We start from the raw sequence: 13,366 nt of genomic DNA on the forward strand, positions 1-13,366 counted from the left end.
CTAGATTTGCGTCGGCGCATTCACGCTGCCGGTCTACCAGCCTCGTTATCGAGGCGCAACGAACAATCCATTTAGAGAAAACCGTGTTCACTTGCATCAACCAGAGCTGCGGCACGCAGTGGGACCTGTCCGACGTCGTCATCAAGGATGAGGGCCAAGGACCGCTGTTCCGCTGTGCGCTATGCGGCGCGCGCAACTATCTCAAACGCGTCGAAACCAAAGACGGCCGGGTTATCTACAAGCAAATCGAAGGCAAGCCGCTCACGTGATCCAACGCAACGACATGACCATCGAACCAACCGCCACGCCCTTCACCAACCTAGCGCTCGCCCCGGCCGTGCTCGCGAACCTTGCGCAGCTCGGCTACACCGACATGACGCCGATCCAGGCTGCAAGCCTGCCCATCGCGCTTGCGGGGCACGACCTGATCGCGCAGGCAAAGACGGGCAGCGGCAAAACCGCAGCGTTTGCGCTGGCCCTGCTCGCACGGCTGGATGCGCGCAACTTCGACGTGCAGGCGATGGTGCTCTGCCCCACGCGCGAACTTGCCGACCAGGTTGCGCAGGAGATCCGCCGCCTGGCCCGCGCCGAAGAAAACGTAAAGGTGCTCACGCTCTGCGGCGGCACGCCGATGCGCCCGCAGGCAGCGAGCCTCGAGCATGGCGCACATGTCGTCGTCGGCACGCCGGGGCGCATCATGGACCACCTGGAGCGCGGCAATCTCGCGCTCGGCGCATTGAAAACGCTCGTGCTCGATGAAGCAGACCGCATGCTCGACATGGGTTTCTTCGATGACATCGCGACGGTCGTGCGCCAGTGTCCGCCTGATCGTCAGACGCTGCTGTTCTCGGCAACGTACCCGGAAGGGATTGCGAAGCTGAGCCAGCGGATTCTGCGCAACCCGAAGGAAGTGAAGCTCGAAGAGCGCCACGACGACAGCAAGATTCGCCAGCGCTTCTACGAGGTGACCGACAGCCAGCGGCTGCATGCGGTCGGGCTGCTGCTCAAGCACTATCGGCCTGTCAGCACGCTCGCGTTCTGCAACACGAAGCAGCAATGCCGCGACCTGCTCGACGTGTTGCGCGCGCAGGGCATTCACGCACTGGCGCTGCACGGCGAACTCGAACAACGCGAGCGCGATCAGGTATTGATCCAGTTCGCGAACCGCAGTTGCTCGGTGCTGGTGGCGACCGACGTTGCCGCGCGCGGGCTCGATATCGCCCAACTGGAAGCGGTGATCAACGTTGACGTGACGCCCGATCCCGAAGTGCATGTGCACCGCATTGGCCGCACAGGCCGCGCCGATGAGAACGGCTGGGCGTTGAGCCTCGCGAGCATGGACGAGATGGGGCGCGTCGGCAATATCGAAGAGGCGATGGGCCGCGAGGTCGAATGGCACAAGCTCGACGAGCTGGATACCGGCAATGATGCGCCGCTGCTGCCGCCCATGGAAACGCTGCAGATTCTCGGCGGACGCAAGGAGAAGATCCGCCCCGGCGATGTGCTCGGCGCGTTGACGGGCGATGCCGGCTTTCGCGGCGACCAGATCGGCAAGATCAACGTGACCGAATTCTCGACCTACGTCGCAGTCGAGCGCGGCATCGCGCGCGAGGCGCTGCGCAAGCTCAATGCCGGGACGGTGAAGGGAAAGAAGGTCAGGGTTCGGTTGATGGAGGAGTGACACCCTGCCCTGGGCAGCCACGGGTTGCGGCTCGCAGGGCGCGCGCGACTCAACCCAGCATGGCAGCGGCAACACCCGCCGCCGCACACAACGCCACCACAATCAGCGGTGGCGTTTTCCATCGCGTCAACAGCAGAAACGCAATCGCTGCAACAGCAAAATCGAGCCATGACCGCACGGCGCTCGTCCAGACCGGTGTGTAAAGGGCAAACGCCAGCAATCCCACCACTGCGGCATTCACACCCGCCAGCAGCGCCGCCATGGACGGACGGGCGCGCAACGCCTGCCAGTAAGGCAATGCCGCGATGACCAACAGCAAGCCCGGCAAAAAAATGCCCACCGTAGCAAGCGCAGCCCCGGCCCAGTGATTGAGCCCTGGGCCGATGGTCCAGCCCAGGAATGCTGCGAAGGTGAATAGCGGTCCGGGCACGGCTTGCGCGGCACCGTAGCCGGCCAAGAAATCGTTCGACGCGACCCAACCGGGGGCAACCGTCTGCTGCTCCAGCAGCGGGAGCACGACATGCCCGCCTCCAAACACCAACGCGCCCGAACGATAGAACGCGTCGAACACCTTCGCGGGCATCCACGGATAAAGGTCCGCCACAACGGGAAGCCCGAACAGCAACGCACAAAACAGCACGAGGCTCACGACGCTGGCCAAGTGAGACACGCGGAATGCGCCGCCCCGCCCTGCGATCGGGCCACCACGCGCCGGGCTGGACGATCGGCACAACACCAGTCCCAACACAGCGCCAATCACGATCACGGTCAGTTGCGCGTAAACGGTCGTCAACGCGCTGAGTACGGCGATGCTGATTAAGGCGATGCTGGCGCGCTGCCAGTCGGGACACAGCTTGCGCGCCATGTCCCACACGGCCTGCGCCACCACCGCAACGGCCACCAGCTTCAAACCGTGGATCAGGCCATTTCCGACAGGGCCGCCCAGGCCCGGCGCGACCATCGCAAAAGCCAGCAACAGCACAACCGAAGGCAGCGTAAAGCCGCACCAGGCTGCCAAACCGCCGCGCCATCCGGCCCGAAGCAGCCCGACAGAAAACCCCACCTGGCTGCTGGCAGGCCCCGGCAGAAACTGGCACAGCCCGACCAGGTCGGTGAATGCTGCGTCGTCGAGCCAACGGCGGCGCTCCACGAACTCTCGTCGGAAGTAGCCGATATGCGCGATGGGGCCGCCGAAACTCGTCAGGCCCAGCTTGAGAAAGACCGCCAGCACTTCCAAGGCAGAGCCCGCTTGATGTGTGCGGGCCGGTGTGGCGGATGCGGTCATTGGCTGGCGAGATCGACGTTTGAGACACGCGTATTAGAACATTGCCGCCGTGGCATGGAAGGCAACTAAAGTGGCAGCATAGGCATCGCCGTCACCGTCATTGGACCCTGCCGCGTATCCCATCATGCACTTTGCTCAGACCATTGGCGCACAGCGCCATGTGTTCAACGATCTCAAGACGCTGCTGGCCAAGGCCAGCCCGGCGCGCTCCGGCGACTATCTTGCGGGCCTGGCCGCCGCCAGCGAAGGCGAGCGCATGGCCGCGCGCATGGCGCTGGCAGACGTGCCGCTGTCAGTCTTCCTCAACGAAGCGCTGGTGCCGTATGAAGACGACGAGGTCACGCGCTTGATTCTCGATCGCCACGACGCACAGGCCTTCCAGCCGATCGCCTCGCTCACCGTGGGCGAATTTCGCAACTGGCTGCTCCTGCACGAGACCGACAGCGCGACATTGGCGAGCGTCTCCGCCGGCATCACGCCGGAAATGGCCGCCGCGGTCAGCAAGCTGATGCGCAATCAGGATCTGATTTCCGTGGCCCGCAAGTGCCGCGTGGTCACACGGTTTCGCAACACCATCGGTTTGCCGGGCAGGTTGTCAGTCCGGCTGCAGCCCAATCACCCGACGGACGACCCCAAAGGTATTGCTGCGTCGATCATCGATGGCCTGCTGTACGGCTGTGGTGACGCGACCATCGGCATCAACCCTGCCGGCGACAATCTCGGCGCCATCGTTTCGCTGCTGCAATTGGTGGATGAGCTGCGCAACCGCTACGCCATTCCCACGCAGTCGTGCGTGCTGACCCACGTGACGAACACCGTGCGCGCCATTGACCAAGGCGCGCCGGTGGACCTGGTGTTCCAGTCGGTTGCCGGCAGTGAACAAGCCAACGCAGGGTTCGGCATCAGTCTGGCCTTGCTGGCCGAGGCGCATGACGCCGCGCGGGGCCTCTCGCGAGGCACGGTTGGCAACAACGTGATGTATTTCGAGACCGGCCAGGGAAGCGCGTTGTCGGCCAATGCGCACCACGGCGTCGATCAGCAAACCATGGAGGCGCGTGCCTATGCGGTGGCGCGAGCGTTTTCGCCTTTGCTGGTGAATGCGGTCGTCGGCTTTATCGGGCCGGAGTATCTCTACGACGGCAAGCAGATCATCCGCGCCGGGCTGGAAGACCACTTCTGCGGCAAGCTGATGGGCCTGCCGATGGGCTGCGACGTCTGCTACACCAACCACGCAGAAGCCGATCAGGACGACATGGATACGCTGCTCACGCTGTTTGGCGTGGCGGGCATCCATTTCATCATGGGCGTGCCGGGCGCCGACGACATCATGCTGAACTACCAGAGCACGTCGTTTCATGACGCACTTTATCTGCGCGACACGCTCGGCCTGCGGCCCGCACCGGAGTTCGAGGCATGGCTGCAAAGCATGGGCATCGTCGATGCTGCCGGCTGCCTGCAAGATGCCACGGCGCGGCAGCCGCTGCTGCAGTTGGCCCACGCGCTGTAAATCCCGCCGGGAAGCCGAACATGCCGAAACACCCCCTCGTTCAGCCGAATCCGTGGACGCATCTGCGCGCATTTACCGACGCCCGTATTGCGTTGGGTCGCGCCGGCAACAGCCAGACGACCGACGCCGTGCTCGCGTTTGGCGTGGCGCATGCCCAGGCGCGCGATGCCGTGCATTTGCCGCTCGATAGCACCGCGTTGTCGTCCGCGCTTGGGCAGGCAGGCTTCACCGCATTGGACGTACACAGCGCGGCGGCTGACCGCGCCCAGTACCTGCGCCGTCCCGATCTTGGACGCCGGCTTGACGATGCGAGCCACGCAAGACTCGACGCGTTGCGGCCAGCACAGCCATTCGACGTTGTTTTCGTGATTGCCGATGGGCTCTCCGCATTGGCGGCGCAAAGCCACGGCGTGCCGCTCCTGTGCTGCGTGCGCGATCGTCTGCCGCGCGACTGGTCGATCGGCCCCGTCGTGATCGCCAGGCAATCCCGTGTTGCGCTGGGGGACGAGATCGGTGCGTTGCTTGGCGCGCGGCAGCTCGTGATGCTGATCGGTGAGCGGCCGGGGCTGAGTTCGCCAGACAGCCTGGGCATTTACCTGACCTACGCACCGCGCGTTGGGTGCTCCGATGCGCAGCGCAATTGCATCTCGAATGTACGGCCGGCAGGCCTGACCTATGACCAGGCAGCGAGCCGGCTGGTGTTCCTGCTCAACGGCGCACTGGCACTCGGCCGCAGCGGCGTGGACCTGAAGGACGACACCCCAGCCGCTGCCCCGGGTACAGCCCGACTTGCCGAACGTCACAACCCGTGACACACTCCCTCCCGCTGCCCACACCGGCAGCACGCAGGCGCGGCTGACGCACCAACGACAGCTGCAACACGCCGCAGGAGAGACCGGGCTTAACGCGCACACGCGCAACGCCTGGCGCCGATGGAGCAACCACCCCGGAAACTCTCAGGCAAAAGGACTGTGGCGTCGACTGCGAATCTGGAGAGAGGCGTGCACGCGCGCGCCCACCGAAGGGGATGGCGCCAGCGCTGCTGACGCCCAAGCTCTCAGGTCCCGAGACAGATGGGGTGAGCCGACCGGATCGTCCGGTCATGACATCACTCCATAGGGACCGCCATGACGCACATCGTCATCGTCGGCGCCGGCATATCCGGCGTCACCACTGCTTACACGCTCTCGCAACTCGGCTATCAGGTCACGGTGCTCGACCGCCACCTCTATCCGGCCATGGAAACCTCGTTCGCCAACGGCGGGCAGCTTTCCGCCAGCAACGCTGAAGTCTGGAACAGCAACGGCACGCTGCTCAAGGGCATCAAATGGATGCTGCGCAACGACGCCCCGCTGCTGCTCAATCCCAAGCCGTCGTGGCATAAGTATTCGTGGATCGGCGAGTTCGTGGCCAGCATCGCGCACTACCGCCGCAACACCATCGAAACCACGCGCATGGCCATCGAGGCCCGCAAGCATCTGTTTGCCATGGCTGAGCGTGAGCAGATCGATTTCGATCTGCAGAAGCGCGGCATTCTGCACGTCTATCACGACAAGGCGAGCTTTGCAGCAGCAGGCAAGGCCAACGCCCTGCTTGTCGCCGGCGGGCTTGAACGCCACGCCGTGAGCCCCGAAGACATTGCCGCCATCGAGCCCACACTGCGGGGCAACTACTACGGCGGCTATTTCACAGAGTCCGATGCCACCGGCGACATCCACAAGTTCACGCGCGGTCTCGCGCAGGCGTGCGAAAAGCGCGGCGTGCGCTTCATGCAAGGTGTGGATGTCCGCGATGTGCAAACCACTGAAGGCGGCGTTCGCCTCCTGCTGCAGACCACGCTCGATGACCGCCTTTCCACCAGCGAAGCGAATGTCGTGCAGGACATTGCCGCCGATGCGATGGTCGTGTGCGCGGGCGTCGGCAGCCGGCATATCGCGCAAATGGTGGGCGATCGCATCAACGTGTACCCGGTCAAGGGTTATTCGATCACGGTGCACCTGGACGACGAAGCCAGCGTGCAAGGCGCGCCATGGGTCAGCCTGCTCGATGAAAGCGCGAAGATCGTGACCAGCCGACTTGGCACCGGCCGCTTCCGCGTGGCCGGCACGGCCGAGTTCAACGGTTACAACCGCGATATCCGCGCGGATCGTATCGAACCCTTGGTGGCCTGGACGCGGCGCAACTTCGCCATTGGCACGTCGCGCGTGGTGCCGTGGGCCGGCTTGCGTCCGATGATGCCCGACATGATGCCGCGCGTCGGCCGTGGGCGGCATGGGCGCGTGTTCTACAACACGGGCCACGGGCATCTGGGATGGACGCTATCCGGCGCCACCGCCGCAATGGTGGGCGACGTGATCGCGCGAGATTGCCCGCTGCATTGATCGCGGCAAACGAAAAAGCCCGCCGGGACGCTGGCGGGCTTTTTCATTGCGAGAACGAACCAAGCGATCAGAACTTGTGCCGCACGCCCAGCATCACGCCCAGGCGCGAGTTGTTGCCGTACAGGTTGCCGGAGTTGTTGAATGCGGCGGCGCTGTCCAACGCCACCCAACTACCCTGCAGATGCGTGTAGTCCACCTCGGCATACACATCGGTGCGCTTGCTGAAGGCGTAGTCGAGCATACCGGCAGTGGTGAGGCGCTTGCCGCTGGTATCGAGGTGCTTCATCCAGTCGTACTGCACGGTGCCAATGAAGCTCAGCCCGCCGGAGATCGGCACCTTTGCGCCCACATAGGCAGCCTGGTTCTTGTAGTCGGCCACGTCGAGGCGGCTGTTCGTATAGCCGAGGTACCACGTGGCAATCGATGTATCCAGCTTGCCGCCAAAGCCCCAGACCGTCTGCTTGCTGGCCAGCGCTGCCGGCACCGCACCGAAGAACGCCGATGACACATCGTGGGTGACCTGGTACACCGCGCCCACTTCAGCCGGCCCCATGCTGTAGACGATCGAGCCGGCGCCCGCCGAACTCTTGCTGAAGCTGCCCGCTGCTTCGCCAAAGGTCCATGCACCGGCCAGTTGCAGCCCGCCGAACGACTTGATGTATTTGATCGTGTTGTCGTAACGCAGGCCGGTGTAGTTGCCGCCCTGGTAGCCGACGATGGAGTTGTTGGCGAACGCCATCGCCTCGTATGAAGACAGCACTTCATGCGCCAGCGTGTATTGGCGGCCGAGGTACAGCTTGCCGTAGTCGCCTTCCAGGCCAACCACCGCGGTGCGCCCGAACAGACGCCCGCCCTGCTGGCTGTTACCGGTGTCCGGCGAGAAACCGGATTCAAGAATGAACAGGGCCTTGGTGCCGCCGCCCAGGTCTTCGGTGCCGCGCAAGCCCCAGCGGCTGCCGGTCAGGACCCCATCCGTCATCTGCAGATTGTGGTTGCCCGCTGCGTTCTCATGCGTGCTGTAGCGGATGGTGGTGTCGATCAGTCCGTAGAGCGTGACACCGCCGGCGGTTTGCGCTGCCGCTGGCAGGCTCGTGGCTCCGAGCACCAATGCGGCAATCATTGTCTTGTTCATGGCTCCCTTGTCTCCTTTTCTCGATATGACGGGTGTGGATGTGCGATGGCCGCCCGCGCAGCCGTTGCTACGTTGAAATCGCCCATGACTGCACTGGCCACGGGCGTGGGATTCGTGGTGTGTGGGTTCAGCCGCCCGGGTTAGGGTCTTGGCGACTCAGTTGCGCCTGCACCGCCATACGCACGGCAGCGTTTGCAGCGCCATAGCCCAGGTAGCCGTTGCGCTGGACAAGCTCGAAGAAGAAGCGGTCGCGAAAGGGTTCGGTATAGGCGTGCAGAAAATCGCCGTGCGGGTCGCGGTCGTAGAGCAGACCGTCGTCGTGCAGGCGGGTGAGCAGCGCGTCATCCAGCCCAAGCCGGGCGGCAACATCGTCGTAATAGTTCTCTGGCACGTGCTGCAGGCGGGCCGCGCCACGGTCGATGGTCTCCATGGTCTCGAACAGCCGCTCTGTGCGGAATGCAATGTGATGCACCCCCGAGCCCGCGTAGGCGGCGATGAACCTCCCCGTGGCTGTGCGCCCGCTTTCCGACACGTTGAGGGGAATCCGCACGTTGCGGTCCGGGCTCACCATCGCCCGGCTTTTCACGAGGCCGTACGGATCGGCAATCTCCTGTACGGCTTCGGCGTGCATGCCGAAGATGGCGCGGTAGAACAGCACAAAGCTGTCGAGCCGGTGCGCGGGCAGCGCCTGCGCAACATGGTCAATCGATGCCCACCCCGCTGCATCGTCTTGCACGCCAGGATGCAAGACAAAATCGCTTTCGTAGATGCTGCGATCGGCCTCGCGATCGTCGATCAGATAGAGCAGCGTGCCATCGGGCGCGCGCAGCGCGGGAATGCTGCGCTCGGTCGGCCCCACCGGCCCGCGCCACTCCTGGGCGCACAACTCGCGTGCGCGTGCCATGGCGCGCTCGGCATCGTCCACCTTCAGGCCAATCGCACAGACAGACGGTCCGTGTAGCTGAAAGTGCTCCGACGCCGCGCTGTCCTGCTCCATGTTCAGGATCACGTTGACGCGGCCTTGCCGATACAGGTCCACGGCCTTGGAGCGGTGATGCCCGGCAAGAGCAAAACCCAGCGCACGCAGGCGCGTTTCAAGCTCACGCCCTGCCGCGGCATCCACGGCAAACTCCAGGAAATCCACGCCTTCAAACCGGGCTGCCGCCGGCAGTTCCGCACCCCCAGCTTCGGACTCCAGCCAGAGGAGCGAACGCATGCCGTCCTGCGCCGTCAACCGTGCGGGCGCCGACCGGAATTCGTCATTGAAGACTTCGAGCGACAGCGGCCCGGCATAGCCTGCGGCAAGCAAGTCTCGCGCAAAGCCCGTCACCGCCAGATCGCCCTGCCCTGGGAAGTTACGGTGATGCCGACTCCAGGACAGCACGTCCATCGACAACTTCGGGGCGTCTGCAAATTGCACGAAGAAGAGCTTGTCCACCGGCACGTCGTGAATGCCATCCAGCGTGTCACCCAGCGACAGCGTATGGAAGCTGTCGAGAATCAGCCCGAGCGCCGGGTGGTCAGCCTGCCGCACGATCTGCCAGGCTTGGCGCCAGGTCCGGGTGTGCCGCCCCCAGGCAAGCGCCTCATAACCCACGCGCAGCCCGCGCCGCGCCGCTGCTTCTGCCATCTGACGCAGGTCGTCCGCCGCGCGCGCCGGATCATCGATGGCGATGTCCTGCACGTTGCTGCAGACCAGTACCGTCTCGACGCCCAACTCGGCCATCACGTCGAACTTACGCTCGGCGCGTGCCAGGTTACGTGCGAGCAGTTCGCCGGGCATTGCCTCGAAATCGCGGAACGGCTGGTACAGCATGATCGCCAGCCCAAGTTCCGCCGCCATTTGCCGCACGCGCGCCGGCGAGCCGTCGAAATTCAACAGATCGTTCTCGAATATCTCGACACCCTCGAAGCCCGCGGCGGCCGCAGCTTCCAGCTTTTCAGGCAACGTGCCGGACAGGCACACGGTGGCGATGCATTTGGGATGGCGCCCTGCGCGTAGCGAATTCATGGCAATGCGTTGGTCTGACGATGCCCGCAGCGTAGGTGGGCGCACCATCCCTTCACAAGCGGCATTCGCGCAACAACGTGCGATGATCGTACAATCGTGCGCACATATCGCTCGTTTTTAGGGTTATCGCCATGACGAAGGAACCGCTGAACCGGCGCGACTGGATCGCCGGGCTGGAAAAAGGGCTCGCCATCCTGGAGGCCTTCGACCACGAGCACCCGCGGCTGACGCCCACCCAGGCCGCTGAATTGACCGGCCTGACCCGCACGGCCGCGCGCCGCTACCTGCTCACGCTCGAACACCTGGGCTACCTCACCAGCGAAGGCACGCTGTTCAGCCTGACGCCGCGCGTGCTGAAGGTGGGCTGGTCCTACTTCGATTCGGCGCGCTTGCCGCGCACGGTGCAGCCCTTCCTGCAACAGGTGACCGCCGCCGTGGGCGAGGTGGCATACCTCAGCGTGCTGGATGATTGGGAACTCGTTTTCATTTCGCGCACCAGCACAAGCCGAGTCATGAGCACGGGATTCGTGCTCGGTGCGCGCGTGCCGGCACCGCTTGCCTCGGCCGGCGTGATGATGCTGGCGGCGCAACCCGAGCAGAAGGTCAAGGCGTGGCTGGAAACCTGTGTGCTGACGCCCTACACGCCTTACACGATCCTGCAGCGGGACCGCCTGTTCGATGAAATCCGCAAGGCCGGCCGGCAGGACTACGCCGTGGTCGAACAGCAATTGCAGATTGGCGTGCGTGGTGTGGCGGTGCCATTGCGCGATCGGCATGGCAACGTGATTGCCGCGCTGAGCGTGAACATGCAAGTCGGTGAAGAAACCACCGAGCACGCCTTGCAGCGCGTGTTGCAGGTGCTTCAGGACACTGCGCTGTCGATCATGCGTGTGCTTTAGGTCGCAGCGGATTTCCGGCCCGCCAAGCCCTGTTCTTTGACACACCTACGGACTCGGAAAAACCCTTGAGTCGTACGTTATTCGCACCACATTGTGCGATTATCGAACGAATTCACTCGGCAATCGCTTGTGCCCCGCCCCGGCGGCGGACTACGCTGCGTTGCGTGTACAGACGGCCCTTCATCGAACGAATCGCCCGATAGGCCGCACAGATAAAACCGGAGACAACCATGACCGCAGCCCCTGCCCATGAACCCCTGGGCAAGCACCAGTCGAAGAAAGCCGCCGCCAGCGGCTGGATCGGCTCGGCGCTCGAGTACTACGACTTCTTCATCTACGCCACCGCAGCGGCGCTGATCTTTCCGCAGATCTTCTTCCCCAAGGGCGATCCGAAGACGGCCATCATCGCCTCGCTGGCGACGTACGGCGTGGGCTATATCGCGCGACCGATCGGCGCGTTCGTGCTCGGCCACATGGGCGACACGCACGGGCGCAAGAACGTGCTGCTCTGGTGCATGTTCCTGATGGGTTTTTCGACCATTGCCGTGGGCCTGCTGCCCACGTACGACCAGGTTGGCCTGTGGGCGCCGACACTGCTGGTCATCATGCGGCTGATCCAGGGGTTTGCCGTGGCCGGTGAAATTTCGGGTGCCAGCTCGATGATTCTGGAGCACGCACCGTTTGGCCGGCGCGGGTTCTTTGCAAGTTTCACGCTGCAAGGCGTGCAGGCCGGGCAGATTCTGGCCGCGGCCGTATTCCTGCCGCTGGCACACTACATGCCCGCAGAACAGTTCAACTCGTGGGGTTGGCGCATTCCGTTCGTGCTGAGCTTCGTCGTCATCATCGCCGGCTATGTCATCCGCCGCGAAGTGCACGAAACCCCCGCGTTTACCGCTGAGCAACAGCAGCAAGGTCGCCCCCGCTCCCCCGTGATCGACGCCTTCAAATACAGCACGCCCGACATGTTGCGCGTGGTCTGCATGGCGCTGATGAACGTGATTCCGGTGGTGGCGACCATCTTCGGTGCCGCTTATGCGGTGCAGCCGGCGTACGGCATCGGCTTTGCCAAAGACATCTACCTGTGGATTCCGGTGGTGGGCAACATCGTTGCGGTGCTGGTCATTCCGTATGTTGGCGACCTGTCCGACCGCATCGGCCGCAAGCCGCCAATCGTGATCGGTTCGCTGCTCGCTGGCCTGCTCGCGTTTGCCTACCTGTACGCCATCAGCATCAAGAACGTGCCGCTGGCCTTCGTCATCTCGATTCTGATGTGGGGCGTGGTCTACCAAGGCTACAACGCGGTGTTCCCGAGCTTCTATCCGGAGTTGTTCCCGACGCGCACCCGTGTGTCGGCCATGGCAATTTCGCAGAACGTCGGCACGGCTATCACGGCCATGCTGCCGGCCCTCTTCACCGCCGTGGCGCCGCCGGGAGCCACCAACATCTGGCTGACCGTGGGCGCGATTGCCTTTGGCGTAACGGTGATTGCCGCCGTGGCCGCCATGACCGCACGCGAGACGTATCGCATCCATATGGACGACCTGGGCCAGCCAGCCGCCCAACCCGTCGACAAGGCCGAATATGCCCGCCAGCGGGCCGGAGCCTTGGTCGCCTGAAATACGCACGCCTGAACCATGATTTCTGGAAAAACCACCCTCATCGCCCACATCGGCTACCCGACCGAGACCTTCAAGTCGCCGATGATCTACAACCCCTGGTTCGAGCAAAAAGGCATCGACGCCGTTGTGGTGCCCATGGGGGTGAAGGCAGAGGATTATGCGCAGAGCTTCCACTCGATCTGCCGCTTCACCAACCTGCGTGGCGCCCTCATCACCATGCCGCACAAGGTCACCACGGTGGAACTGGTCGATGAAGTTACGCCAGCCGTGCGCATCGCAGGCGCCTGCAATGCCGTGCTCAAGCGCGATGACGGCACGTTGCTGGGCGACCAGTTCGACGGTGCCGGGTTCGTGCGCGGCGTGCTGCGCAAGGGGCGCAAACTGGAAGGGGCGCGCGTGCTGCTGTCGGGGGCCGGCGGTGTCGGCTCGGCGATTGCCGCGTCGCTGGCGGCTGCGGGGGTGGGCGAGCTGGCCCTGTACGACACGCGCGCAGAATCGGCTGAATCGCTGGGCCGACGTCTGCGCGAGCACTACCCCGCGCTGGTGGTGCGCACCGGGTCGAATGATCCGGACGGCTTCGATGTGGTCGTCAACGCCACGCCGGTGGGCATGAAGGAAGACGATCCGCTGCCCTTCGACGTGGCACGCATCGCACCGAACTGCTTTGTCGGCGAGGTAGTGATGAAATCCGAGTACACGCCGCTGCTGCGCGCGGCGCTCGACAAGGGCTGTGATGTCCAGGTCGGCACCGACATGCTGTTCGAGATGATTCCCGCGTACCTGGAGTTCTTCGGCTTCGGCACGGCCACCGCAGATGAACTGCGGCGCAGCGCAGCCATTGCATACTGAGC

At 64.1% G+C, this 13,366-nt stretch carries 11 protein-coding genes and 1 riboswitch; of the genes, 8 read left to right on the forward strand and 3 right to left on the reverse strand.

The features are described from left to right. The first annotated feature begins 83 nt into the window (after positions 1-83). Both ACTJK6_RS10555 and dbpA read left to right on the forward strand, forming a co-directional pair. Positions 84-269 (forward strand): hypothetical protein, encoded by a 186-nt coding sequence (locus ACTJK6_RS10555; RefSeq protein WP_440838993.1) that lies wholly within the window; start codon positions 84-86, stop codon positions 267-269. A gap of 14 nt (positions 270-283) precedes the next feature. Then, positions 284-1,681 (forward strand): ATP-dependent RNA helicase DbpA, encoded by a 1,398-nt coding sequence (gene dbpA, locus ACTJK6_RS10560; RefSeq protein WP_440838994.1) that lies wholly within the window; start codon positions 284-286, stop codon positions 1,679-1,681. A gap of 49 nt (positions 1,682-1,730) precedes the next feature. Here dbpA and chrA read toward each other — a convergent pair whose 3' ends face one another. Then, positions 1,731-2,966, reverse strand: coding sequence for a chromate efflux transporter (gene chrA, locus ACTJK6_RS10565; RefSeq protein ID WP_440838995.1), 1,236 nt, complete (start codon positions 2,964-2,966; stop codon positions 1,731-1,733). 124 nt (positions 2,967-3,090) lie between these two features. Between chrA and ACTJK6_RS10570 the strand changes: the two genes are divergently transcribed. The 3 genes from ACTJK6_RS10570 (at position 3,091) to ACTJK6_RS10580 (ending at position 6,854) form a co-directional block, all read left to right on the forward strand. After that, on the forward strand, positions 3,091-4,473 hold the full coding sequence (locus tag ACTJK6_RS10570) for an ethanolamine ammonia-lyase subunit EutB (RefSeq protein ID WP_440838996.1): 1,383 nt from the start codon (positions 3,091-3,093) through the stop codon (positions 4,471-4,473). Between the two features lie 20 nt (positions 4,474-4,493). Next, complete coding sequence (gene eutC / locus ACTJK6_RS10575; RefSeq protein WP_440838997.1) at positions 4,494-5,285, forward strand: ethanolamine ammonia-lyase subunit EutC; 792 nt, start codon at positions 4,494-4,496, stop codon at positions 5,283-5,285. A gap of 64 nt (positions 5,286-5,349) precedes the next feature. Then, a riboswitch (glycine riboswitch) is annotated at positions 5,350-5,455 on the forward strand. Between the two features lie 145 nt (positions 5,456-5,600). After that, positions 5,601-6,854, forward strand: coding sequence for a D-amino acid dehydrogenase (locus ACTJK6_RS10580; protein WP_440838998.1), 1,254 nt, complete (start codon positions 5,601-5,603; stop codon positions 6,852-6,854). Between the two features lie 67 nt (positions 6,855-6,921). Here ACTJK6_RS10580 and ACTJK6_RS10585 read toward each other — a convergent pair whose 3' ends face one another. Together ACTJK6_RS10585 and ACTJK6_RS10590 are read right to left on the reverse strand one after the other, a co-directional pair. Beyond that, positions 6,922-7,986 (reverse strand): porin, encoded by a 1,065-nt coding sequence (locus tag ACTJK6_RS10585; RefSeq protein WP_440838999.1) that lies wholly within the window; start codon positions 7,984-7,986, stop codon positions 6,922-6,924. Positions 7,987-8,113: 127 nt separating this feature from the next. After that, positions 8,114-9,997, reverse strand: coding sequence for a bifunctional sugar phosphate isomerase/epimerase/4-hydroxyphenylpyruvate dioxygenase family protein (locus ACTJK6_RS10590; protein WP_440839000.1), 1,884 nt, complete (start codon positions 9,995-9,997; stop codon positions 8,114-8,116). Between the two features lie 131 nt (positions 9,998-10,128). Here ACTJK6_RS10590 and ACTJK6_RS10595 point away from each other — a divergent pair, with 131 nt between their 5' ends. The 3 genes from ACTJK6_RS10595 to ACTJK6_RS10605 all read left to right on the forward strand — a co-directional run bounded on the left by ACTJK6_RS10595 (position 10,129) and on the right by ACTJK6_RS10605 (position 13,364). Next, positions 10,129-10,896: an IclR family transcriptional regulator domain-containing protein gene (locus ACTJK6_RS10595; protein ID WP_009240699.1), complete on the forward strand. Its 768-nt coding sequence runs from the start codon at positions 10,129-10,131 to the stop codon at positions 10,894-10,896. Positions 10,897-11,126: 230 nt separating this feature from the next. Beyond that, the gene (locus ACTJK6_RS10600) at positions 11,127-12,512 is read left to right on the forward strand and encodes an MFS transporter (protein WP_232039654.1); all 1,386 of its coding nucleotides are present in this window, start codon (positions 11,127-11,129) and stop codon (positions 12,510-12,512) included. An 18-nt stretch (positions 12,513-12,530) separates the two neighbouring features. Continuing rightward, positions 12,531-13,364 (forward strand): shikimate dehydrogenase family protein, encoded by an 834-nt coding sequence (locus tag ACTJK6_RS10605; RefSeq protein WP_232039655.1) that lies wholly within the window; start codon positions 12,531-12,533, stop codon positions 13,362-13,364. The last annotated feature ends 2 nt before the right edge of the window (positions 13,365-13,366 follow it).

This window comes from Ralstonia sp. 22086, assembly GCF_052045975.1.
Lineage (GTDB): Bacteria > Pseudomonadota > Gammaproteobacteria > Burkholderiales > Burkholderiaceae > Ralstonia > Ralstonia wenshanensis.